This window comes from Streptomyces sp. NBC_01176, assembly GCF_045039825.1.
Lineage (GTDB): Bacteria > Actinomycetota > Actinomycetes > Streptomycetales > Streptomycetaceae > Streptomyces.
In genome coordinates this window covers 9,816,646-9,838,435 of the sequence record NZ_CP108600.1, presented here as the reverse complement: position 1 = coordinate 9,838,435, position 21,790 = coordinate 9,816,646, and the positions used below count along the sequence as shown (strand labels likewise).

Here is a 21,790-nt window from a genome sequence, read left to right as displayed (position 1 = left end):
TCCTGAGCCGTGCGCGCGGTTGTCGTCCCCGGGGGTGGCCGGTGCCGGCACCACCCGGGAATTAGCAGTGACAGTATTGATGCCCCTGCTAGAGAAGTACTGGGGCCGCGCTTCGCCGGCCGGCCCACGCCCCGTTCACCGGCGCCGACTCCGCCGGACGGCAGGCCCGTTCACAGGGGTTCGCTCCCCTGGGCCGGGGCCCGTACGCGGGGGGTGCTCTCCCGGGCCGGGGGCCGGGGGGCCGCTGCGCGGGGCAACTCTCGTGGGCCGGGGCCCCTACGCGGGGGGGTGCTCTCCCGGGCCGGGGGCCCGTACATGGAGCAGCAACTCCCGTACGTTGAGGGCTGGTTCAAGGCTCCGACTCCGGGCCCGTACACCTTGGCCCCGTACACCTTGGGACCGTTCACGGGTCCGGCCCCCCGTACGCCTTCGGCCCGTTCGCCGGCGCCGGCGCGCACGTGGGCCGCGAGCTCGTACGCGGGGTCGACTCCCCCGGGATGCGCAGGCCTGCGTCCGCAGCAACGCCCTTGCGGCGGGGGCCCGTTCACCAGGTTGCCGCGGGGCCGGAAGTCCCTCGTCCGCGGGGGCGCTCCCCTGGGCCGGAGGCCCGTGCACGGGTGTCGACGCCCGCGGGCCGGGGGTGCGCTCGTCGGCGTCGTTCCCGGACCGGAAACCCGTTCACCGACAGCGCCCCCTGGGCCGCAAGCCCGTTCCCGGTGCCGGCTCCGGCACGGACCCAGGCCTGTTCGCGGTGACAACGCCCCCGAGCCGCAGGCCCGTTCACCGGTGCCGGATCCGGCACGGACCGGAGGCCTGTTCGCGGTGACAACGCCCCCGAGCCACGGGCCCGTTCACCGACGCCGGCTCCGGCACGGACCGAGGCCCGTTCGCGGTGCCAACGCCCCCGAGCCGCAGGCCCGTTCACCGGCGTTGGCTCCGGCACGGACCGGAGGCCTGTTCGCGGTGACAACGCCCCCGAGCCACGGGCTCGTTCACCGGTGCCGGCTCCCTGGGTCCGAACCGTCGTCCACCGGTGTCGGCGCCTGTGGGCCCGTGCGCGGGCGTCAACGCCCCCCGGGCCGCAGACCCGTTCGCCGCCGGCCCTCGGCCGGTTCGCGGGGGCCGGCATGCGACCGGTTCGCGGGGGCCGGCCGGCGGCTCGTTCGTGAGGGGCGCCGGTCACCGGGCGCGCCGGGCGGCGGGCGGCGGGCGGTTCGCGGGTCAGCCGGCGGTAGCCAGTTCGCTGGTGACGGAGGCCCAGGTGTGGCCCGTGCCGGCGGTTGCGCTCTCGGCCAGGCGGGTCCACGGGTCGGTGCCGAGGACCTCGGTGGCCTGTTCGCGCAGCCACTGGTCGAAGGGGTCGGCGGAGGTGAGCAGGCGGCGGGCGGCGGCCTGCGGGTCGCGGGCCTCGATCTGGTGGACCAGGACGTCCTGGCCGTCGAGGGGGCGCAGGTCGAAGGACTCCTGGAGGATGCCGGCGCGGCGCCGGGAGGCCTCGTAGGCGTGCAGCCGCGGTCCGGCGAGCTCGGCCTGCAGGCGGCGCCAGCCCTCGGCCGCGCCGCCGGTCAGGGGCAGCAGGGCGCAGGCGCCGGTGACCGCCCGGCGGGCGGCGGCGCGGGCGGCGGTGCGGGCGGCGGGGGCCAGCCGGCGCAGGCCGAGCACGGCCAGCATGTTGGACTCCACGCCGATGCCCCAGCGTTCGGCGATCAGGCCGTTGTCCAGCAGCCGCCACACCACGACGCCGGTGAACTCGATGACCTGTCCGGTGGGGGCGGCGCCCAGGAAGTCGCCCAGGTGGGTGCCGCGCCAGGTGTTGTGGATGACGACGTGGTCGCCGTGGGCGCTCATGTCCTCGATGGTCACGTGCAGGTCGGGGAAGCCCTCGCGCAGGCCGGCGATGGTGTAGCGGACTCCTTCGAGTCCTTCGGGGGCTCCGGGCAGCGGCTGGTGGTCGACCATGTCGGGGCTGTAGATCTCGTCCACGACCGAGAAGTCGCCCTGGTTGACGAAGGCGTCGAAGACCCGGCGGATGGTCTTCTTGTTGCGCTCCTCCACGCTCTGTGCGGTGCGCACCGTCTCTTGTATCGACACGTTCCATCCTTATGGCGTCGGCGCCCGCGAGGGGGCGGGTCGGGGCGGGCGGGGGCGGGCGGGGGCCCGTCACCGGCCGGGGAAGGGGGCGTCCCAGGTGAGGGTGAGGCCCGCGTACACGTAGCGGCTGGCCTCGATGGCGAGCAGCAGGACGGTGTCGCCGGGGGTGATGCGGCCCTCGCTCCAGCCGGCGTCCAGGGCCAGCGGTACGGCGGCGGAGCCGGTGGCGCCGACGTCGGTGAGGTTTTCCACGATGGTCTTGCTGAGGGTGGTCTGGTCGGCGGCGGACAGTCCGGCGGTGCCGTACTCGCTGGCGAAGTACTCGGCGTTGCCCTCGGGCAGGACGCAGGCGTCGATGTCGTCGAGGGTGAGGCCGGAGCGGTGGAGCATGTCGTGGATGCCTTCGACGAAGACGCGGGGGCCGAAGCGGGCGGTGCCGGGGATGTCGAGGCGGATGTCCATGAGGCGGGGGCGGCGCTGCTGTTCGGCGAGGGGGGCGTCGGTGCCGCCGCCGATGATGTGCATGCCGGGTTTGCGGGTGCCGCCCAGGGAGCGGGTGGCGAAGACGGGGCGGGGGCGGCCGGCGGCGGAGCCTTCCTCGCCGGCGCGCAGCACCATGGCGCCGGCGCCGTCGCCGAAGGTGTAGACGGTCAGGCGGTCGCGCATCCGTACGCGTTCGGGTTCGCGGCCCAGGAAGACGGGGGCGAGCAGGGGGGAGACGGCTTCCGCGCCGATGACCAGGGCGGTGGTGTAGGTGCCGTCGGCGAGCAGGCGGCGGGCGATGTCGAGGGCCTGGACGGCGCCGACGCAGCCGGCGCGGACCTCGATGACGGCGCAGCGTTCCAGGCCGAGTTGTTCCTGGACGTAGGTGGCGGCGACGGGCAGCAGGTAGTCGGGGCTGGCGGTGGAGACGACGATCAGGTCGATCTCGTCGGGCGTGACGCCGGCCCGGTCGAGGGCCTGGCGGGCGGCGGCGGTGGCCATGGCGGAGGTGCTGGTGGTGTGGGCGCCGGTGGCGGGGTCGACCATCCAGTGCCGGCGCTCGACCTGGATGCCGTCCAGGACGTCGTCGGGCAGCGGTCCGCAGACGCGGGCGAGGGCGTCGTTGTCGAGGGCCTCGCCGGGCAGGTGGGCGCCGGTGGCCAGGACGGACACGTGGCGTTCGGCGGGTGCGGGGGGCGGGGCGGGGGTGTGGGGCATGGTCAGTTCTCCGTTGCGGGACGCAGGACGAGGCTGATGTGGGTGCCGCCGAGGGAGGAGCTGTTGATGAGGACCGGGCCGGCGGGGGTGCCTTCCTGCCAGCCGGTGACGGCGAGCAGGGCGGCGAGCTGCGCGCCGGCGCCGACGGGTTCGCCGAGGGTCTGCTTGGGGGTGTGCACGGGGCAGCCGGACTCGGCGGCGAGCCGGCCGGTGGCCCGTGCCTCGGGGGCGTCGGCGCGGGTGAGGCCGGCGGCGTTGGCGAAGATCGCGGTGACCTCGCCGGGGTGCACTCCGGCGTGGCCGAGGGCGGCGTGCATGGCGCGTTCGACGCCTTCGCCCCTCTCGTCCCAGCGGCCGACGCCGGCCGCGTCGCCGGCGGTGCCGTGGCCGGCGAACTCGGCCAGGATGCGGGCGCCGCGGGCGCGGGCGCTCGACTCGCGTTCCAGGACCAGGGTGATGCCGGCCTCGGCGAGGGTGTAGCCGGTGTCGGTGAACAGGGGCAGGCCGCGGTAGGCGGTCAGGACGCCCGGGGAGAGGTCTTCGACGGCCGGGCACAGGACGGCGTCGGCGCGGTGCTGGAGCAGCAGGTCGTGGGCGACGGTCAGGGCGGAGGCGCCGGCGGCGTGGCCGGTGGTGACGGTGGAGGTGGGGCCCTTGGCGCCGACGTGCATGGCGACCTGGCCGGCGGCGGCGTTGAAGACGGTGTTGGGGAAGACCGCCGGGCTGCCCTCGGCGGGGCAGCCGTCCAGGACGGGCAGCAGGAAGTCCTCGATGCTGCGCATGGGGCCGAGGCCGGTGCCCAGGACGACGCCGGTGTGCTCGTCCGCGTCCAGGCCGGCGTGGGCGAGGGCGGCGCGGCAGGAGGCGACGGCGAGCTGGGAGAGGCGGTCCATGCGGCGGCGGTCGCGGGCGCCGATGTGTGCGGCGGGGTCGAAGTCGGCGCGGGCGACGTGCAGGCCGTCCTCCTCGGCGCCCAGCCGTCCGCCGTGCCGCCAGGCCTCCCACAGTGCTTCCAGGCCTTCGCCGGCCGCCGTGATGGCGGCGCCGCCGGTGATGACGACCTTCTCCGCGGCGGGCGGGGCCGGTACGGAGAAGCGGCGGCCGGAGGGCCAGCCGAAGGCGACGCAGGCGTTGGCGCCGGCGAAGGCGAAGTTGTTGGACAGGGCGGCGTTCATGGCCAGTTCACGGCCGGTGTCGGGGACGGCGTCGAGTCCGCATTTGGGGTCGGTGCCGGTGAAGTTGGCGGTCGGCGGGGCGGTCTGTTCCACCAGGGCCTGGACGGTGACGATGGCCTCGACCGCGCCGGCCGCGCCGAGCAGGTGGCCGATCATCGACTTGGAGCTGCTGAGCGCGGTCTTGTCGGCGGCCTCGCCGAACGCGGCGCGCACCGCGTTGGACTCGGCGGAGTCGTTCTTGGGGGTGCCGGTGCCGTGGCCGTTGATGTAGCCGACGTCCTGCGGGGTGATGCCGGCGGCCTTCAGGGCGCCGCGGATGGCGCGGGCGGCGCCCTCGCCCTCGGGGTGCGGGGCGGTGGCGTGGTAGCCGTCGGCGGACAGGCCGTAGCCGAGGACCTCGGCGAGGATGGGGGCGCCGGCGGCGCGCGCCACGGACTCCTCGGCGAGGACCAGCATGCCGGCGCCCTCGCCGAGCGAGAGTCCGTCGCGGTCCTTGGAGTAGGGGGCGGCGGGCTTGGTGGACAGGGACTGCAGGCTGGTGAAGCCGGCGAACGCGGTCTCGGTGAAGGCGTCGCTGCCGCCGGCGAGCATCGCGTCCGCGCGGCCGGCGGAGATCGCCTCGGCGGCGTGCGCGATGGCGTGGGCGCCGGAGGCGCAGGCGGTGTTGACGCTCAGCGCGGGGCCCTTGAGACGGAAGGCGCTGCTGAGTGCCTCGGCGATGGCCTGCGGGGGGACCAGCAGGTAGTGCCGGCCGTCGTCGGGGGGCGCGGTGCCCTCGCGGCTGCGGCGGGCGAGTTTCTCGGCGGTGCGCAGGCCGCCGTTGCAGGAGCCGAAGGCGACGCCCCAGCGTTCGGCGGGCAGCGTGCCGAGGCCCGCGCCGGCCATCGCCTCCTGGGCGGCGGTCAGCGCGAAGTCCATCGCCGGTTCGCGCTCGCGGCCGCCGAAGGAGGCCAGGTAGTCGTAGGCGGGCCGGGAGGGGTTGGGCACCTCGCCGCCGATGGCCGTGCCGTAGCCGTCCATCGGCATGCCGCGGACCGGGCCGATGGCGGAATGCCCGGCCCGGATGCCCTCCCACAGCGCCGTGGCGCCCTCGCCCTGGGCGGTCACGGCGCCGACGCCGCAGACCACCACGGTCCGGGGCCGGGCCGCGGCGTCCGGCCGGGTGTCGTGGTCGTAGACGTCGGTCATGGCCGCACTCCTTTCGGGGATGCCGTGTGTTGCGGGCATTCCAGCTGCTGCGGGTATCGCGGGTATGGCGGGTGAACCGGGTGCTGCTGATGTGCCGGGCGTGTTGGGCGTGTTGGGCGTGTTGGGCGTGTTGGGCATGGTCGGCGTGCCGGGTGTGTCGGGCGGGCCGGGTGCGTCTGGTGTGCGGGGTATGGCGGGTGTGTCGGGCTGCCGGGTCACGAGGGCCGTCCCAGGGCGACGGCGACGGCCTGCCCCTCCAGGCCGCGGGCCAGGGCCAGGGCGCTGTCGGGGCGGGTGTGGCGGGGGCTGAGCGGGACGTAGTCGAGGTCGCACTCGGGGGCGGGGTGGTGCAGGTTGAGGGTGGCGGGCACGGTGCCGCTGTCCAGGGCGAGCGCGGCGACGGCCGCGTTCAGTGCGCCGGCGCCGCCGACCAGGTGCCCGGTCTGTGGTTTGACGCTGCTGATCTGGGCGGACTTGGCGGCGGTGCCGAGCGCGTCGTGCAGGGCGACGGTCTCGCTGGCGTCGCCCTGCAGGGTGGCGCAGCCGTGTGCGGCGATGTAGCCGCCGTCGGGGAAGGGGCGTTCGGCGTCGCGCAGGGCGCGGGTGATCGCGCGGGCCAGGCCGCGGGCGCGGGGCTGGGGGCTGGGCGGGCGGACGCAGTCGTTGCCGGCGCCGAATCCGGTGACTTCGGCGTAGCAGTGGGCGCCGCGGGCCAGGGCGTGGGCGCGTTCCTCCAGGACGAGCAGGGCGGCGCCCTCGCCGAAGACGGAGCCGGAGCGGTCGCGGTCGAAGGGGCGGAAGGCCTCCTGGCCGAGGTCGGTGCGGGTGCTCAGGACGCCGAGGCCGTCCATCTTGGACATCGCCCACCAGCCGGTGGCGTCGTCGTAGCCGCCGGCGAGGACCACGTCGGCCTCGCCGCGGCGTACGGTGCGCATGGCCCGGCCGATCGCCATCGCGCCGGAGTCGGCGGTGCCGGCGAAGTAGGCGTTGGCGCCGCGGATGCCGTACTTCTCGGAGATGTGGAAGGCGGCGGCGGGCTGCAGTCCCTCGACGAAGAACAGCGGGGCGATGACCGAGGAGGCGGTGCGTCCGAGGCGGTGCAGGTCGGGGGTGCCGTCGTCGGCGCGGACGGCCTGGAGCTGGGCGATGAGTTCGTCCATGCGGGGCATTTCCTTGTTGCTGCCGAGGAAGAGCCCGGTGCGCTGTCCCAGGTCGCTCTCGCCGTCCAGGCCCGCGTCGCGCAGGGCGAGGGTGGCGCCGGCCAGGGCCAGTTGGTCGCCGCGGCACAGCATGCGCAGGGTGCGCCGGCCGGCCCACCGGGTGGGGTCGAAGCCGTGGATCTCGGCGCCGATGCCGGTGCGCAGCGGGGCCGGGTCGTAGGCGCGCAGCGGGCCGATGCCGCAGCGGCCCTCCAGCAGGCTGTCCCAGGTCTCGGCGGCGCTCTGGCCGATCGCGGTCATCAGACCGATGCCGGTGACCATCACGCGGCGGCGCTGCTCGCTCATGCTGTGCCCTCCCGGGTCGTCGTGGCGCTGAGCAGGGTCAGGGCGCGGACGGTGGCGACCACCCGGCCCTCGACCCGGGCGGTGGCCCGGCATTCGGTGCGCTGCCGGCTGTGCCGGCTCACCTCGACGGTGAGGTGCACCTGGTCGCCGGGTCCGACGAAGTGCTTGAAGCGCACCCCGCGCACGCCGGCCAGGCGCCAGGCGCCCGGGCCGGCGGCGGTGCGGGCCAGGGCGGCCAGGCTCTCCAGCAGCAGCACGCCGGGCAGGACGGGGTGGCGCGGGAAGTGGGCGGTGAAGCACTCCAGGGTGGCCGGCACGTTGCGCACGGCCACGGCCCGTTCGCCCTCGGCGAGTTCCAGCAGCCGGTCGAAGGCCGGCAGTCCCCCGGTGCCGGCCGGCGCCTGCGCGACGGCGGCGGCCTGCGGGACGGTGGTGGCGGCGGGCTGCGGGACGGTGGTGGCGGCCTGCGGGGCGGTGGTGGTCATGTGTCCTCCCGCGGGGCGCCGATGACGAGGCTGGTGTTGCTGCCGCCGAACGCGAACGCGTTGATGAGGGCCGCGTCCACCGGCATCGGGCGGGCGGTGTGCGGCACGTAGTCGAGGTCGAGACCGCGGTCGGGCCGGTCGAGGTTGACGGTGGGCGGGACCAGGCGGTGGCGGATCGCGCCGAGTGCGGCCAGCACGCCCAGGCCCAGGCTGGCCGAGGTGAGGTGGCCGGCCATCGACTTGGGGGCGCTGACGACCAGGCGGTGGGCGTCGTCGGCGAACACCTTCTTGATGGCGACGGTCTCGGACTGGTCGTTGCCGTGGGTGCTGGTGCCGTGCGCGACGACGTAGTCGATGCCGCCGGTGCCCACGCCCGACTCGGCCAGGGCCGCCTGCATGGCCTGGATCGCGCCGGAGCCGTCGGGCGGCGAGTCGGTGATGCGCCAGGCGTTGAGGGTGGAGCCGTAGCCGAGGACCTCGCCGAGGACGGGTGCGCCGCGTTCGCGGGCGGCGTCCAGGTCCTCCAGGACGACGGCGACGGCGCCCTCGCCGACCACGAAGCCGGAGCGGTCGGCGTCGAAGGGCCGTGAGGCGTGCTCGGGGTCGTCGTTGTGACGGTCGGTCAGCGCGCCCAGCAGGCTGAAGCCGAGCAGGTCGAGCCAGGTGGTCAGGGAGTCGTAGCCGCCGGCGACCATCAGCTGGGCGTCGCCCTCCTGGATGGCGCGGAAGGCCTCCCCGATGGCGTGCCCGGATCCGGAGCAGGCGGTGGAGATGCCGATCATCGGGCCGGTCGCGGACATCATCCGGGCCATGGCGCTCAGCGGTACGTTCTGGTCGTCGGTCAGGGTGACGGCCGGCGGGTGGCACAGGAAGGCGTCCGGGCGGCCGGTGGTGGCGCGCAGGTGGCCGACGTCGAGGAGGGCCTGCAGTTCGGGCCGGCCGACGCTGGCGCCCATGGCGACACCGCGCTCGTCGAAGGGGTACACGTCCTCGCCGAGCTCGTCGGCGCCCGCGTCGCGCAGTGCCTCCCAGGCGGCCGCGACGCCGAACTGGCCGACCCGGGAGAGGTGTTTGCGTCCCACCCGGGCCGGGATCGCCGTGGCCGCGTCGAAGTCCTTGACCTGGGCGGCGATACGCACCGGGAAGCCGGAGGCGTCGAAGGTGGTGAGCGGGCCGACGCCGCTGCGTCCGGCGGCCAGCGACTGCCAGGTGCTCTCGGCGTCGTTGCCGAGCGGGGTGACGGCCCCCACTCCGGTGATGGCTACACGGGTCATCCCACCGGCCCTCCGCCCTGCAACTGGTGCGCCATGCGCCGGGTGTCGGCCGGGTCGTCGAGGCGCTCGGCGTCGATGAGCGCGCACAGGATGCCGCTCGCGCTCAGGACGTCCTCGCCGTCCGCGGTCACGGTGCCGTCCAGGAGGGCGGCCTCCTCGGTCATCGACTCGATGGTGGCCCGCATGCGCAGTACCTCCCCGGGGCGTACGGCGCGGTGCGCGGTGGCCTCGCCGACGGCGAGGAGCGCGGCACGCAGCCGGTGGTCGGTGGAGAGCATGATCAGCCAGGTCGCCGACTGGCACAGCGCCTCCAGGGCCAGCCCGAAGGGCAGTGCCGGTCCGCTCCCGGTGTCCTGCCAGTAGGTCTCGTCGACGGAGGTGACCTTGCGCGCGGTGATGTCCTCGCGCGGCGTCCAGGTCTCGATCCGGTCGATCAGATGGAATCGCATCGTCGTCTCTTCTTCCGTTCCCTCACGGTCCGTTACGGACGGCCGATGCCCAGCTGGGCGGAGAACCCGCCGTCGACGCAGAGCAGTTCGCCGGTGGTGTAGCCGGAGTCGGGTCCGGCCAGGAACACCGCTGCCGCGGCGACCTGCTCGACGGTGGCGAAGCGGCGCAGCGGTATCTGCCGCTTGATGCTGCGGCCGCCGTCGCGCTGCATCACCCCGTCCACCAGGTCGGTCGGGGTGAACCCGGCCAGGACCGCGTTGACCCGCACGCCGAAGCGGGCGAGTTCGATCGCCGCGCAGCGGGTGAAGGAGTTCAGCGCGCCCTTGGACGCCGAGTAGTTGGCCTGGCCGATCCAGCCGCGCTCGCCCATGGCCGAGGAGATGTTGACGATCGTGGCGTCGCCGTGGGCCATGAACTGCTCCATGACGGCGTGCGTGCAGTGGTACGCGCCGCCGAAGTTGACCTTCATGACGTTCAGCCAGGCGTCCGGCGGCGCGTCGTAGATGAGGCCGTCGTCGCTGGTGCCCGCGTTGTTGACGAGGACGTCGAGGGAGCCGAGGAGGCGGGTGGCCTCCTGCACCAGGCGGGCGGCCTGCTGCGGGTCGGCGACGTCGGCGCCGATCGCCACGGCCCGGCCGCCCGCGGTCTCGATCTCCTTGACGACCGCGGCGGCGTCCTCCTGCCGGGAGCGGTAGTTGACGGCGACGGCCGCCCCCTGCTCGGCCAGGGCCAGGGCGATGGCCCGGCCGATGCCGCGTGAGGCACCGGTGACCAGGGCGGTGCGGTCCTTCAGCTTCATCTGTCTCTTCCCGTTTCTGCTACGAGGCGGGCGGCGGCTGCCGGGCCCGCGCGGACAGGGGCCGCACCCGGCCGGCCGTCCGGCCGCCCGTGGGGCGGGCGGCCGGCCGGCCGCGGGTGGGCGAGGGGGCGGGAGGCACCAGGTGGTGCGCGGGACGCCGCCTGCCCGCACACCACCGGCCGGGTGGGGTCAGGCGGCGTTCTGTGCCGCGGCCCGCTCCGTCAGCAGGTCGGTGAGGTTCTGCACGGTGAACAGGCCCAGCACGCCCTCGGCGGTCAGCGGCTCGGCGAGCTGGCTGCGGTCGAACTGCGGCAGGACCTTCTCCAGGTGGGTGAGGCCGGTGTCGTTGACGACCTCGTTCTCGTCACCGAACTCCTCGTCGGGGATGCCGCCCTGGAGCAGCGCGGCGATGTCGGCCACGGTGATCTTCACCTTGGTGGCGCGCTCGATGCGGAAGAGGATGTCGAGCAGGTCGATCGACTCGGCGCCCAGCTGCCCGAGCAGGGTCGCCTCGGCAACCGCCTCGGACTCGTCGATGCCGAGGGCGTCGGCGATGGCGGCCTGGACCGCGTAGAAGTAGTCGGTCGAGGTGGAAGTCAGGGTTTCGGACACCGTTGGCTGCCTTTCGGATGGGTCGTTCTCCGGTGCCGGCGCCAAAGGCCGGCACCGCACGGACGGGAACGGGAGAGGGAAGAAGGAGAAGAGGGAACAGGACGGGAGGAACACGAACAGCACGGACGGGACGGACGGCGGGAGCAGGTGCGGGGGGCGGGAGGCGGGGCGGGGGCCCGTGGGACGGGGGCCGCCCCGCGCGGCGGGTCAGGCGGCGGCGTCAGGGGCGGACTCCTGCCTCAGCTCGCGCAGCAGCGCGGTGATGCGGCGCGCGTCGTGGGTGCTGCGCACCACGGAGTGGACGCCGGTGCGGTTGGCGAAGCCGCTCAGCACCCGGCCGGGGCCGGCCTCGAGGCAGCCGCCCGTCCCGTGCGCTCCCGCGGCGCCCAGCACGTCCACCCAGCGCACCGGCCCGGCCAGCTGACGGCGCAGCAGGTCACGGGCGTGGGCGCCGTCGCGCACCAGGGTGCCGGTGACCGAGCTGATCACGGGCAGCCGGGGCGCGGCGAAGGTGACGCGCTCCAGTTCGGCGGCGAACTCGTCCTCGATCGCCCGCATCAGCGAGCAGTGGAAGGGCGCCGAGACCTTCAGCGCCACCACCCGTTCGGCGCCGGCCGCCAGCGCGAGGCGGGCGGCCTCCTCGACCGCCGCGCGCTGCCCGGAGATCACCGTCTGGCCCGGCTCGTTGTAGTTGGCGATCTCCACCACGCCCAGCGGGGCGCAGCCCGCGCAGATCTCCTCGATCCGGGCGGGGCCGAGGCCCAGTACGGCCGTCATCGCCCCGCCGGCCCGGCGCGAGACGCCGGCCATCAGCTCGCCGCGGCGGCGTACCAGCCGCAGCGCCTCGTCGGCGCCCAGCACCCCGGCGGCGACCAGCGCCGTGTACTCGCCCAGGCTGTGCCCGGCCACCACGGCCGGCACGAACCCGGCCTCCTCGCGCAGCACTTCGAGCACCGCGAGGCTGGTGGCGACGATGGCGGGCTGGGCGATCTCGGTCGGGGCCAGCTCCTCCTCCCCCGCCGTGCTGCACAGCGCGGTCAGCGGCAGGCCGGTGGCGTCCTGCGCGCGCGCCAGGACGCGTCCGGCGGTGCGGGGGTGCTCACGCAGCAGATGCCCGGCCATGCCCGCGCGCTGCGAGCCCTGCCCGGGAAACATCGTGAAGAAATTGTCGATCATCCCCGTTCCTGCCTCACTGAGTTGACGAAAGCGCCGGAGAAAGGTCATCGAGCCGTCGGCGAGCGGATCTCGATTCTGTGAATCTGGCACGGAGTTCTGGCGCATTCCTCGAATGCGTCTGGACCGGCACCACCACGCTGGATTTCCTCCACCGGATTCCCCCCGTCCCGGCGGCGTCCTTTCCGCCCGGGGTCCGCCGGGATTCCACCCGGATTCCACCCGGGCCGGGCTTTTCCCGCCCCGCCCCCCTTGACCAAGTTAGTGATCAACCACTAACTTGCGGTCATGGTGAGGATGAGTGCAGACGAGCGGCGCGAGAGCGTCATCCGCGCGGCCCTGAGCGAGTTCGCCCGGGGCGGGTACGACGGCACCTCCACCGAGGCCGTCGCCCGGCGCGCGGGGGTGTCGCAGCCGTACCTCTTCCGCCTCTTCGCGGGCAAGCGGGCGCTGTTCCTCGCGGCGGCGCGGCGCTGCCTGGCCGACACCACGCGGCTGTTCGCCGAGGCGACCGAGGGGCTGACGGGCGAGGAGGCGCTGGGCGCGATGGCCAACGCGTACACCCGCGTCATCCTCAAGGAGCCGGAACGGCTGCTGATGCAGATGCAGGTGTACGTCGCGGTGGCGGCGTGCGAGGCGCAGGGCGACGCCGGGTTCGGCGAGGCGGTCCGCGCCGAGTGGCAGCGGCTGTGGGACACCGTCCATCTCCCGCTCGGCGCGGACACCGGCCGGACCACCACGTTCATGGCGTACGGGATGCTGGTCAACGTCCTGGTCTCCCTGGGGTTTCCGCCCGACCACCCGGTCTGGGACGGGCTGTACCCGGCGGCACGGGCCGGGGTGCGGCCGGGGGCGCTGCGGCGGGCGGCTCCGCCGGGCTGACCCGGGGGTGGGTGGGTGCGGAAGGTTCGGCCGGGGGTGTTTCCCGACAGAGCGTCCATGTCGTTGCTTCGGGTCCTGTTGCGGTTCGGTGCCGGGGAACCCGTCGAACCCGTCCTGCGGGCGGGCGTTCCGGGCGGGCGCCGACGCGCGGGCGGGGCCGGTACTGGGTGCGGCCGGTCCCGGCGTGGATCGTGAGCTGTGCCCTGCGGGGCGTGAACGCGGGCCGCGGCGGCGGGAAGTTGCGGATGCGGCCGGGGTGCCGGAGTGCCGCACCAGGGCGCGGTGGGGCGGGTCGGCGCGGAGGCCGGCCCGGGGCTTCGGGGACGGGCCAGGGTGCGCAGGCGGGGGTGCTCGGGCGGGCGGCCCCGCTCGACGGCTGCGGCAGGCGGGCACTCCGGACGCCGCCGCCCTCGCCGGCGGGAACGCGGCCCGGGACGATGCCCCGGCGGCCGACGCGCACGGGCGGCGGGGGCGCTCGGGTCCGGAGCGCTCGGGTCCGGAGCGCTCGGGCCCGGAGCGCTCGGGCGCGCCCCGGACCGGAGGCGGAGCCCGGACCAGGGGCGCACCCCGGACCAGGGTGCGCCCTGGAGCATGACGCGCCCCCGTCCGAGGTGCACCCCTGGCCAGGCACGCCCCGGACCGGGCGGGCCGGGGCCCGGGCCGGACGGGGGCGTTGGCCCACGACGGTGCGGGCCCGGGGCCGGTGCACGACGGTTCGGGCCCGGGACGGGTCCACGGCGCTGGCGGCCCGGCGTCAGCCCACCGGAGTTCGGTCCTGGCGTCAGCCCCCGGAGTTCGAGCCGGGGCCGGTCCACCGTGGTACGGGCCCGGGACCGGTCCGCGAGGGCACGAACCCGGGGCGGGGCCAACGGAGTTCGGGCCCGGGGTCAGTCCACGGTGGTGCGGGGGGCGGGGACCGGGCTGTCCGGGCGGGTCTCGCGGGCCCAGCGGGTGCCGTAGGCGACCTGGCCCTTCTCGGCCGCGGCGAAGGCCTTGGTGTTCCAGTTCTTGCGCATGAACGCCTCGCGCGCCCGGATCAGCAGCGGATTCTCCACCGCGCCCATCCGCCCGATCCGCCAGGCGATCCGCTGCAGCGGCGCGGTGCGGGCGCGGCGCTCCTGCTCGTAGCGGCGCAGCGCCGCGACCGGGTCGCTGCCGGCGTGTGCCAGGTGCTCGGCGAGCACGAGGGCGTCCTCCAGCGCCTGGCAGGCGCCCTGGCCGATGTTGAAGGTGATGGGGTGCGCGGCGTCCCCGAGGAGGGTGACGCGGCCGCGGCCCCAGCGGCGTTCGGGCCGGCGGCCCTCGACGTCGCCCCGGATGATGCCCTCCTCCGGGGTGGCGGCGAGGATGTCGGCGACCGGTCCGCCCCAGCCGCGGTGCCGGCGCAGCAGCATCTCGCGCACGCCGGGCTCGTCGCGTCCGCCGGCGGCCCCGTTGGCCACGCTCATCCAGTGCACCAGGCCGGGAGCGACGTCGTAGTAGGTGAACCGGACCCCGGGCCCGAACATCGCGTTGAAGGTCCCCGCCGGGATGTCGGGGTGCTGGAGGGGGGAGCGGCCGCGCCAGGCGATGTAGCCGCTGTAGCGGTTGTCGGCGGGGCCGAACAGGCAGTCGCGGACGGTGCCGTGGATGCCGTCGGCCCCGATGAGCAGGTCGCCCCGCTCGCTGCCGCCGTCCGCGAAGCGCACGGTGACCCCGTCCTCGTCCTGGTCGAAGCCGACCACGTGCGCCCCGGTGCGCACCGGGGAGCCCTGCAGGGCGTCGCGCAGCACACCGTGCAGGACGGAGCGCTCGACGGCGATCGTGGGCGCTCCGTAGCGCTCGACGAAGTCGCCCACCGGCCAGGCGCCCAGCACCTCGCCGCGGTGGGTGCTGAAGTGCGCGACCTGCTGCGCGGGGGCCGTCTCCAGGACCTGGCCGGCCACGCCCAAAAAGTCCAGCGCCAGCACTCCGTTGGTCCAGATGTGCAGGCCCGCGCCGCCGTCGCGCAGTTCCTCGGCCCGTTCGAAGACCACACACTCCACACCGCTGCGCTGCAGCGCGAGGGCCGCGGCCAGGCCGCCGATCCCTCCGCCGGCGATGAGTACGCGACGGGCACGTCCAATGGCCATCTGGGTGTCTCCTCGTGGCGGTGCGGGCGGATGTCCTCGCAGGGCGCGGTACGGCGGACCGCCGCGGCCGGGCCGTCCCACGTCCTCGCTAAATCCCTTGCGAACCAATGCAGTTATCAATGCTAGCATTCGAAGCACTGAACTTGATAGTGTCGGCAGGACATCTAGCATTGATATATCCACGGGGCGGCACGGTCCTTGTGGCAACCGGCAGACGGACAAGGGTGGTTGTGATGGAAACGCTCGTACAGACCCTGGCCGTGGTGGCCACGATGGCCAACGCGGTGGTCTACGGCACCGACGTCTTCTCCGCGATCGTCCAGCGGCCCGCCCTCGCGCACGTCGACGACGCGGTGCTGACCAGCACCATGGGGCAGATCCACCGCTTCGGGGACCGGCGGATGCCCGTCCCGGGCGTCTTCGGCCTGGTCGCCACCGTGGCCACGGCCGTCGCGGCCGGCTTCGGCGGCGAGACGGCGCCGGCCGTCGCCGCGGCGGTGGCGGCACTGGCCCTGGTGGTGTGGCTGGCCGTCTACAACAAGGTCAGCGCGCCGGTGAACAAGGAGCTCACCGGCGCGGCGCTGGACTGCCGCACCGCACCCGACGCGCGGGGCCTGCAGCGCACCTGGGACAGCGTCATCAACGCCCGGGTCGTGCTGCAGGCGGTGGCGCTGGGCGCGATGTGCGTGGCGCTCGTGACGTCCTGACGGCACCGGCGGCGGACGGGACGGGGGAAGCGGACGGGACGGGCGAAGACGAGGGGAGGGGACCCGCCGGGCGGGTCCCCTCCCCCGCGTCCGCCCGCCGTCCTGCGGCCGGGCGACGCCGCCCTACTGCAGGGCGATGCTGCCCAGGACGTCCGCCTCCGTGTCCTCGTCCAGACCGTCGGTGACCTCACTGCCGAAGGCGGGGATGAGCTCCGGCTCGGGTCCTGCGGGATTCCTCTTCTTGCTGACCACGATGGTGTCCCTTCGGGCGTGAACGGCCAGTACCGTAACGAGATTCACGAACCGGCACTCCACGCGTCAAGGCAACTTCCGCCCCGTCCACCGGAATTCGAGGCGCCATCGAGAAAAACCCGGAAAAGCCGGAAAGGCGGGAAAGCAAATCCCCCCGGGGCGGCGGGAAATCCGCCGCGCCGGCCACCCGAATTCCCCGCCGCGCCCCCGCCCCGCCGGCTGCCGACCCCGGGACCGCACCGCACGAGGGCGGATGTGCGGGGATGAGCGTGCGGGGGCGAGCGTGCGGGGCAGAGTGTGCGGGGCGGGGCGTGCAGGGCGGGGCGTGCGAGGTGGGGTGTGCGAGGTGGGGGGCGTGCAAGTTGGGGGTGTGCGGGGGTGTGCGGGGACGGCCCTCAGGCCGGCGGGGCGGGGGTGAGGGCGTCCGCGAGGGTGCGCCAGATCTCCGCCGCGAGGTCGATGTTGGCGTCGGCCTGGGCCTGCTGGGCCAGGGTGCGCAGCCCGTCCACGCCGGAGACGTCGCCGCCCAGGATCAGCAGCTGCTGGCGCAGGATCTCCAGCCGGACCCGGTCGCGGTAGGTCATCCTCGGCTCGTCCCCGGCCAGGCCGCCCAGCAGGGCGCGGGCATCGTCGTAGCGGCCGGTGGCGAAGGCCAGATCGGCTTTCAGCGCGGTCAGGTCCTGGCGCAGGGCGGGGGTGCCGACGAAGGTGAGAGCGGCCTCGGCCTGCTCGGCGCAGCGCTGTGCCTGTGCGGGGTCGGCGGGCAGTTTCTGCAGGTGCAGCCGGCCCGCGGCGAGCCGCAGTCTCAGCCACAGCACCAGGTCCTCCTGGCTGCTGAAGCGTTCCAGGGCCTGGTCGAGGCAGTGCTGCGCGCCGGTGTGGTCGCCCTGGCGCACCCGCACGGCGGCGGCCGTCCACATCGCCTCGGCCCACAGCGCGTCGCTGCGGCCCTCGACCAGGGCGGTGAGTTCGTCGGCGTGCACCCGGGCCTCCGGCACCTGCCCGGCCTCCGCCTGCACCGACACCAGGGCCAGCAGCGCGGCGGCACGGTCCTCGACGCCCAGGTCCTCGCCCAGGGCGAGCCGGTGGGCGGCGACGGCCGCGTCCAGGGCGGGGGTGATCTCGCCGAGGGACCGCAGACAGCGCGCCAGCCGGGTCAGGCCGCGCACCCGCAGCTCGGCCAGGCCCACCTCGTCGCCGAGCGCGACCAGTTGGCCGAGGTGGGCGCGCTCCGCGGCATGATCGCCCTGCAGGCGTGCGGCCCTCGCCAGCAGCCACAGCGCCTGCCAGCGCAGCACCGCGCTTTCATGGCCCTCGGCGGCGAGTGCCGCGCGCAGCGCCTCGATGGCGTCCGCGGAACCGGTGGAGGAGGCCAGGGTCAGCGCGTGGGCCAGCGAGCCGGTGACCGGCTCCTCGAAATCGGCGACCTCAAGGCCCAGCCGGTCGGCGAGGTAGCCCACGGCCCGGTCGGTGGGCTGACGCGCCCCGGACTCCAGACGGGAGAGGTAGCCGGTGGACATGCCCTCACCGGCCAGGGCCGTCTGCGACAGCCCCTGGGCCGTCCGGAGCTTCTTCAGGCGGTGTCCGAACGCGGGCTGTCGCAGCATGATTCGAATCCCCTGGGGTGAGCGGGCAAGAAAGTTTCGCCGGGAGCCGCCCCGAGCGTAGGGCGCCGGGCAACACGCGGGCAAACCTTTGCCAGGCCGGGGGCGGAAATCTCGTGCGGACCTCACGCCCGCCTCACGCCCCTCTCACGTCCGCCTCACGTCCGCCTCGTGCACTTCTCCAGCGTTCCTCCAGCGCGGCCGGGCACGCTCGGCATCATCCGGCCGGCACACCCCGCCGGCGCGGAGTCCTTGCGCATGTCAAACGTCCGGGAGTCGACGATGAGGCCATCGGTGTGCGCGCACCGGGCGGCGTGGACGGCCGCCGCGGGACACGGCGGCCGGGCCCGGGCACCGGGCACCGGAGAGGCGCCCGCCCCCTCCGACGAGGACATCGGCTGGCCCAGACGGTGCGCCCCGCCCGCCCGGTGACAGCGGCCCCCGCCACACCCCCGCACGTCCCCCGCCGCCCCGCGCCCGCACCGGGTCCCGCACAGCACGTGGGTGCGGGCGCGCTGCCGCGCGTTCTCCTGCGCGCTGCTGGGCGCTCTGGCGGTCTCGGGGCTGCTCCCGCCGCTGCCGGTGGCGCGCTACGACCTGCTGCCGGCGTACGGGTGGTGCTCACCGGCGTGGGTTTCGCGCCGGGGTGGGAGACCTCCCGTGAGGTGGCGGTCGTCGCCGTCTGCCCTGTCCTGGGGCTCGCCTTCGAGCTGGTGAAGGTGCGGGCCGGTTCCCGGAGTTACCCGGAGCCGGGGCTGACCGAGGTCGCCGGTGTGCCGCTGTACGGCGGGGGCATGTACGCCGCGGCGGGCAGTTGCGTCTGCCGGTCCTGACGGCTGGTGGACCTGGCCCTGACCGGCTACCGGCTACCGGCTACCGGGCCCGTGTCACCGCCGTCCTGGCCGGTGGCCTGTACCTCAACTTCCTGACCCGCGAACGGCTGCCGGACCTGCGCTGGCCGCTGGGCGGTCTGCTGCTGGCCGCGACCGCTGATCAGCGTCACCTTCGTCATCTGCCGGGCCCGTCACCCCGCCCGGCCCGGCGCTCCCGCGCCCGGCCTGCCCAAGACCGAGACCCCGAAGTCCGGTCTCCAGGGCCGGACTTGCGGGCCGGGCTCGGGACCGGACTTGAGGGCCGGGCTCGGGGGGCGAGCTTGCGGGCCGGGTTCGGGGGCCGGGTCAGGCGGTGGGGCGGGCGGCCGGGGGGCGCAGGCCGGATTCGAAGGCGTAGATGGCCGCGTGGACGCGGTTGCGCAGGCGCAGCTTGTGCAGCAGGTTCTGCACGTGGGTCTTGACGGTGTGCTCGGACAGGGTCAGAGCCTGGGCTATCTCGCCGTTGGACAGGCCGCGGGCCAGCAGGTCGAGGACCTCGCACTCGCGGTCGGTCAGCCGGTCGGGGCCGACCGGCGAGATCGGCGGGATGGGCGGGGCGGCGGAACGGCGTCCGGCCAGGTCCGGGGCGGGGCCGTGCGCGAGGGTGTAGCCGGCCGCGGCCAGCACCACGGCGGAGGCCAGCTGGCCCGCGGTGGCGGTGGCCGGCAGATGCCCGCCGGCCGGCCGGCCGGCCCGGTCGGTGCGGGCCGGGCCGCCCAGGACCAGCAGCGGCAGGTCCCCGCCGCCGAGGGCCGGGGCCTCGCGCGGGTCACCCGCGAACGCGCCGTGGGCGACCAGTACATGCGGCGGCCGGGCGGCCAGCGCGCGCAGCAGTTCCGGACCCGGTTCGCTCTCGCCGGTGACACGGATACCGGGGTGGCCCTCGAGCAGGGCCGTGATGCCGCGGCGGGCGAGCGGGTCCTCGCCGACCACGTGCACCCGCACGGCGGCCGGCGCGCCGGGCCGGGGGGCCGGGGCACGGCCGGCGTGTTCGTCGTGTGCGGGGGCCGGCGCGGGGAGCACCCGGAGTGCGGCGTGCCGCTCGTCCATGACGGTCTCCTCCCTGTCGTCCGGGGACGTCCCGCCGGATCCCGGGATGTCCCGCCAGGTCACCGTAGGCGGCGGGCGGCGCCGTGTCCGGTGCGCTCCAGCGGGCCACGACCGGTCCGCTACCACGTCTCACCCCGCCGGCCCGGCCCCCTCCTCCGGCCTCCCCAGCCTCCGTCTCCGGCCCCTGGCCTCTGGGCCTCCGGTCTCTCCGGCCCTGTGTCCCGGGCCCGTTGACCTCCGGGCGGGCGCCGGGATGCGCGGATCCGGCCCGGTCTCCTCCGGGCGGCGGGCGCGGGGCCGTCGCCCGCGGGGCTGTCCCCTGCCGGTCCCGTGTCCCCCGGCCCGCCGCTTGTCGGGGCCGCTGCTTGCCCGGCCCGCCGCTTGCCCGGCCCGGAAGCAGCGGGCCGAGGCGCCGGTGTGCTGTTCCCCGGGTTTCCTGTCCCGGGGTCCGTTGCCCTCAAGTCCCCTTGTCTGCAAGTCTCTTTGTCTTCTTGTCCCCGGGCTGGTTGTGCCGCGGCCCGTGTCGGGGTGCCGGCCGGGGTGGGGTCAGGCGGCGGCTTCCCCGGCGGCCAGGGCGTGCAGCCGCAGGCGCAGTTCACGGCGGGCGGGCCGGCCGCCCGGCCGGCGGGGGACGGCGTCGAGGGCCTCCAGGCGGCGGATCTGCTCGCCGGGACCGAGCCGGGCGTTGGCCTGTTCGGCGACGGAGTCGAGGACGTCGAGGAGATCGGGGGCATCACCGCCGGGCGCCTCGCGCAGCACCACGCCGGCCCAGACCAGGGCGCCGCGCGCCGGGTCGGGCCAGTCCGCGACGATGCAGTCGGCCACCCGCGGGTCCTGGCCGATGACCCGCTCCACCACGCTGGGCGCGACCAGCGCGTCGTCGCAGGTGAACACGGAGCGGTGCGCGTCCACGAGGTGCAGTCCGCCGTCCGCGTCGAGGTAGCCCGTGTCACCGGTGGACAGCCAGCCGTCCGCGTCCCGCGGTGCCGGGCCGGGGCTCAGCTGCGGTCCGCGGATCTGCACCTCGCCGGTCGACCACACCGGGGCGGCCCGGGTGCTGCCGGGCACAACGACCCGGCACTCGGTGCCCGGCAGCGGCACCCCGACCGCGCCGAGACCGGGGCGTGAACCGGGCGGCTGGTGGTGGGAGAGCGTGCAGACCTCGGTCAGGCCGTAGCCCTGCAGAACGGACACACGCAGCGCGTCGCGCAGCGCACGGGCCCGTTCCGGCGCCAGTACGCCGCCGCTGACATGGATGGCGCTCAGGTGCCGGCCGGGCAGGTGCGCCCGGCCGGCGGCCAGCCGGGAATCACCCGCCAGCCGGTCCAGCCGGGCGGGCAGCCCGTAGTAGTGGGTGGCTTCCGCCCGCTCGGCCTCCTCCAGCGCCCCGAAGGGGTCCGGGTTTGTGCACAGCACCTGCCGGGCCCCGGCGTGCACGGCCGAGTTGAGGTGCACGGCGTGGTACTGCGGCAGATGGTTGAGGACGACGGAGGCGGCACCGAGCCGGTGGGCCAGGGCGGTCTGGGCGGCGCCCGCGACGAGATTGCGGTGCGTCAGCCGCACACCTCTCAGCCGCCCGCCGCCGTCCGGCGCGAACTGCAGGCACGCCACCGCGTCCACACCGGGCCGCGCCCTGCGTACGGACCCGGTGGCGGGCACCGCCGCCAGAGCCGCGGACAGCGCCACCACCGCACAGGCCCCCCGACCACCGGACACCGCAACACCCGGCACCGCAACACCCGGCACCGCAACACCCGGCACCGCAACACCCGGCACCGGGAGACCGGATACCGGGAGACCGGACGGCTGGACTCCGGACGGCCGGCGGTCCGGCACCCGGCCGCCGGATACCTTGCCGCCGGATCCCTTGCCGCCCGGTGCGGGGCGCACGGGTGCGGGGCGGCCGGCGGGGTCCGTGGGGTCGGTCACCACGATGGTGTGCAGCCGGGGCAGCCGGTCCGCGAGTGCGGCGAGCGGCCCGGCCAGCGCTGCGGGTACGAAGGCGATCTCGGCCCCGGCCGCCGCGCACACCTCGTGCAGCGCGGCCGGCCCCATCCGCGGGTCGAGCAGGGCCAGCAGCCGGCCGCTGCGGACGGTGCCGTAGTACACGGCGGGGAAGGCGGTGTCGAGGGTGGTGGCCGCGGCGACGACGGCGTCGGCCCGGCGGACGGTGCGCCCTACGTAGTGGGCGATGCGGTCCGCCTCCCGGTCCAGGGCGGCGTACGTCACCGCGGCCCCGGCCGTGACCACGGCCGGGGCGTCGCCGTCACGGTCCGCGGCCCGCCGCAGCAGGTCGTCCAGCGGGCTCCGCGGATACCTGAGGATGGGCACGGTGGCCTCCTGGCTGCAGACAGCGGGAA

The 21,790-nt window shown here is 75.4% G+C and carries 18 protein-coding genes; 3 read left to right on the top strand and 15 right to left on the bottom strand.

Going from position 1 to position 21,790, the window contains the following annotated elements:
* Positions 1–1,221: 1,221 nt before the first annotated feature.
* The 10 genes from OG199_RS42830 to fabD form a co-directional block, all read right to left on the bottom strand.
* Positions 1,222–2,091 (bottom strand): ester cyclase, encoded by an 870-nt coding sequence (locus tag OG199_RS42830; protein WP_401808796.1) that lies wholly within the window; start codon positions 2,089–2,091, stop codon positions 1,222–1,224.
* A gap of 69 nt (positions 2,092–2,160) precedes the next feature.
* Positions 2,161–3,291, bottom strand: coding sequence for a 3-oxoacyl-[acyl-carrier-protein] synthase III C-terminal domain-containing protein (locus tag OG199_RS42825; protein ID WP_356806422.1), 1,131 nt, complete (start codon positions 3,289–3,291; stop codon positions 2,161–2,163).
* A 2-nt stretch (positions 3,292–3,293) separates the two neighbouring features.
* The gene (locus OG199_RS42820; protein ID WP_356806424.1) at positions 3,294–5,654 is read right to left on the bottom strand and encodes a beta-ketoacyl-[acyl-carrier-protein] synthase family protein; all 2,361 of its coding nucleotides are present in this window, start codon (positions 5,652–5,654) and stop codon (positions 3,294–3,296) included.
* A 215-nt stretch (positions 5,655–5,869) separates the two neighbouring features.
* Complete coding sequence (locus tag OG199_RS42815) at positions 5,870–7,159, bottom strand: beta-ketoacyl-[acyl-carrier-protein] synthase family protein (protein WP_356807815.1); 1,290 nt, start codon at positions 7,157–7,159, stop codon at positions 5,870–5,872.
* A complete protein-coding gene (locus OG199_RS42810; RefSeq protein WP_401808792.1) occupies positions 7,156–7,644 on the bottom strand; it encodes a 3-hydroxyacyl-ACP dehydratase FabZ family protein in 489 nt (162 codons plus the stop codon). Before OG199_RS42810 ends, OG199_RS42815 begins: the two co-directional genes overlap by 4 nt.
* Positions 7,641–8,918, bottom strand: coding sequence for a beta-ketoacyl-[acyl-carrier-protein] synthase family protein (locus OG199_RS42805; protein ID WP_356807819.1), 1,278 nt, complete (start codon positions 8,916–8,918; stop codon positions 7,641–7,643). Before OG199_RS42805 ends, OG199_RS42810 begins: the two co-directional genes overlap by 4 nt.
* On the bottom strand, positions 8,915–9,367 hold the full coding sequence (locus OG199_RS42800; RefSeq protein ID WP_356807821.1) for a 3-hydroxylacyl-ACP dehydratase: 453 nt from the start codon (positions 9,365–9,367) through the stop codon (positions 8,915–8,917). Before OG199_RS42800 ends, OG199_RS42805 begins: the two co-directional genes overlap by 4 nt.
* A 32-nt stretch (positions 9,368–9,399) precedes the next feature.
* Positions 9,400–10,167, bottom strand: coding sequence for an SDR family NAD(P)-dependent oxidoreductase (locus tag OG199_RS42795; protein ID WP_266708833.1), 768 nt, complete (start codon positions 10,165–10,167; stop codon positions 9,400–9,402).
* Positions 10,168–10,356: 189 nt separating this feature from the next.
* Positions 10,357–10,779 carry an acyl carrier protein gene (locus tag OG199_RS42790; protein WP_401808788.1) on the bottom strand — a complete coding sequence of 141 codons (423 nt, stop codon included), beginning with the start codon at positions 10,777–10,779 and terminating at the stop codon, positions 10,357–10,359.
* Between the two features lie 207 nt (positions 10,780–10,986).
* Complete coding sequence (gene fabD / locus OG199_RS42785; protein WP_401808785.1) at positions 10,987–11,955, bottom strand: ACP S-malonyltransferase; 969 nt, start codon at positions 11,953–11,955, stop codon at positions 10,987–10,989.
* A 285-nt stretch (positions 11,956–12,240) separates the two neighbouring features.
* Here fabD and OG199_RS42780 point away from each other — a divergent pair, with 285 nt between their 5' ends.
* A complete protein-coding gene (locus tag OG199_RS42780; protein WP_356807823.1) occupies positions 12,241–12,834 on the top strand; it encodes a TetR/AcrR family transcriptional regulator in 594 nt (197 codons plus the stop codon).
* Between the two features lie 887 nt (positions 12,835–13,721).
* On the opposite strand, the gene OG199_RS42775 is transcribed toward OG199_RS42780, so the two are convergent.
* Positions 13,722–14,945 (bottom strand): FAD-dependent monooxygenase, encoded by a 1,224-nt coding sequence (locus tag OG199_RS42775; protein WP_405827276.1) that lies wholly within the window; start codon positions 14,943–14,945, stop codon positions 13,722–13,724.
* A 233-nt stretch (positions 14,946–15,178) separates the two neighbouring features.
* Here OG199_RS42775 and OG199_RS42770 point away from each other — a divergent pair, with 233 nt between their 5' ends.
* Positions 15,179–15,652: a DUF1772 domain-containing protein gene (locus OG199_RS42770; RefSeq protein ID WP_356807827.1), complete on the top strand. Its 474-nt coding sequence runs from the start codon at positions 15,179–15,181 to the stop codon at positions 15,650–15,652.
* Positions 15,653–15,775: 123 nt separating this feature from the next.
* Here OG199_RS42770 and OG199_RS42765 read toward each other — a convergent pair whose 3' ends face one another.
* Positions 15,776–15,952 (bottom strand): hypothetical protein, encoded by a 177-nt coding sequence (locus tag OG199_RS42765; RefSeq protein ID WP_356807828.1) that lies wholly within the window; start codon positions 15,950–15,952, stop codon positions 15,776–15,778.
* A 347-nt stretch (positions 15,953–16,299) separates the two neighbouring features.
* Positions 16,300–17,511 carry a helix-turn-helix domain-containing protein gene (locus tag OG199_RS42760; RefSeq protein ID WP_401808781.1) on the bottom strand — a complete coding sequence of 404 codons (1,212 nt, stop codon included), beginning with the start codon at positions 17,509–17,511 and terminating at the stop codon, positions 16,300–16,302.
* Positions 17,512–18,137: 626 nt separating this feature from the next.
* On the opposite strand from OG199_RS42760, the gene OG199_RS42755 reads away from it, so the two are divergent.
* Positions 18,138–18,341 (top strand): DUF817 family protein, encoded by a 204-nt coding sequence (locus OG199_RS42755; protein ID WP_405827279.1) that lies wholly within the window; start codon positions 18,138–18,140, stop codon positions 18,339–18,341.
* Positions 18,342–18,686: 345 nt separating this feature from the next.
* Here OG199_RS42755 and OG199_RS42750 read toward each other — a convergent pair whose 3' ends face one another.
* Both OG199_RS42750 and OG199_RS42745 read right to left on the bottom strand, forming a co-directional pair.
* Positions 18,687–19,430 (bottom strand): response regulator transcription factor, encoded by a 744-nt coding sequence (locus OG199_RS42750; protein WP_356807332.1) that lies wholly within the window; start codon positions 19,428–19,430, stop codon positions 18,687–18,689.
* 546 nt (positions 19,431–19,976) lie between these two features.
* Positions 19,977–21,761 (bottom strand): class I adenylate-forming enzyme family protein, encoded by a 1,785-nt coding sequence (locus OG199_RS42745; RefSeq protein ID WP_405827281.1) that lies wholly within the window; start codon positions 21,759–21,761, stop codon positions 19,977–19,979.
* Positions 21,762–21,790: the final 29 nt, after the last annotated feature.

Bases quoted from the DNA above. Each gene is read 5' to 3' on its own strand.
- OG199_RS42825 (WP_356806422.1), bottom strand. From the start codon at position 3,291: ATGCCCCACACCCCCGCCCCGCCCCCCGCACCCGCCGAACGCCACGTG.
- OG199_RS42820 (WP_356806424.1), bottom strand. From the start codon at position 5,654: ATGACCGACGTCTACGACCACGACACCCGGCCGGACGCCGCGGCCCGG.
- OG199_RS42815 (WP_356807815.1), bottom strand. From the start codon at position 7,159: ATGAGCGAGCAGCGCCGCCGCGTGATGGTCACCGGCATCGGTCTGATG.
- OG199_RS42810 (WP_401808792.1), bottom strand. From the start codon at position 7,644: ATGACCACCACCGCCCCGCAGGCCGCCACCACCGTCCCGCAGCCCGCC.
- OG199_RS42805 (WP_356807819.1), bottom strand. From the start codon at position 8,918: ATGACCCGTGTAGCCATCACCGGAGTGGGGGCCGTCACCCCGCTCGGC.
- OG199_RS42800 (WP_356807821.1), bottom strand. From the start codon at position 9,367: ATGCGATTCCATCTGATCGACCGGATCGAGACCTGGACGCCGCGCGAG.
- OG199_RS42795 (WP_266708833.1), bottom strand. From the start codon at position 10,167: ATGAAGCTGAAGGACCGCACCGCCCTGGTCACCGGTGCCTCACGCGGC.
- fabD (WP_401808785.1), bottom strand. From the start codon at position 11,955: ATGATCGACAATTTCTTCACGATGTTTCCCGGGCAGGGCTCGCAGCGC.
- OG199_RS42780 (WP_356807823.1), top strand. From the start codon at position 12,241: ATGGTGAGGATGAGTGCAGACGAGCGGCGCGAGAGCGTCATCCGCGCG.
- OG199_RS42775 (WP_405827276.1), bottom strand. From the start codon at position 14,945: ATGGCCATTGGACGTGCCCGTCGCGTACTCATCGCCGGCGGAGGGATC.
- OG199_RS42770 (WP_356807827.1), top strand. From the start codon at position 15,179: ATGGAAACGCTCGTACAGACCCTGGCCGTGGTGGCCACGATGGCCAAC.
- OG199_RS42760 (WP_401808781.1), bottom strand. From the start codon at position 17,511: ATGCTGCGACAGCCCGCGTTCGGACACCGCCTGAAGAAGCTCCGGACG.
- OG199_RS42750 (WP_356807332.1), bottom strand. From the start codon at position 19,430: ATGGACGAGCGGCACGCCGCACTCCGGGTGCTCCCCGCGCCGGCCCCC.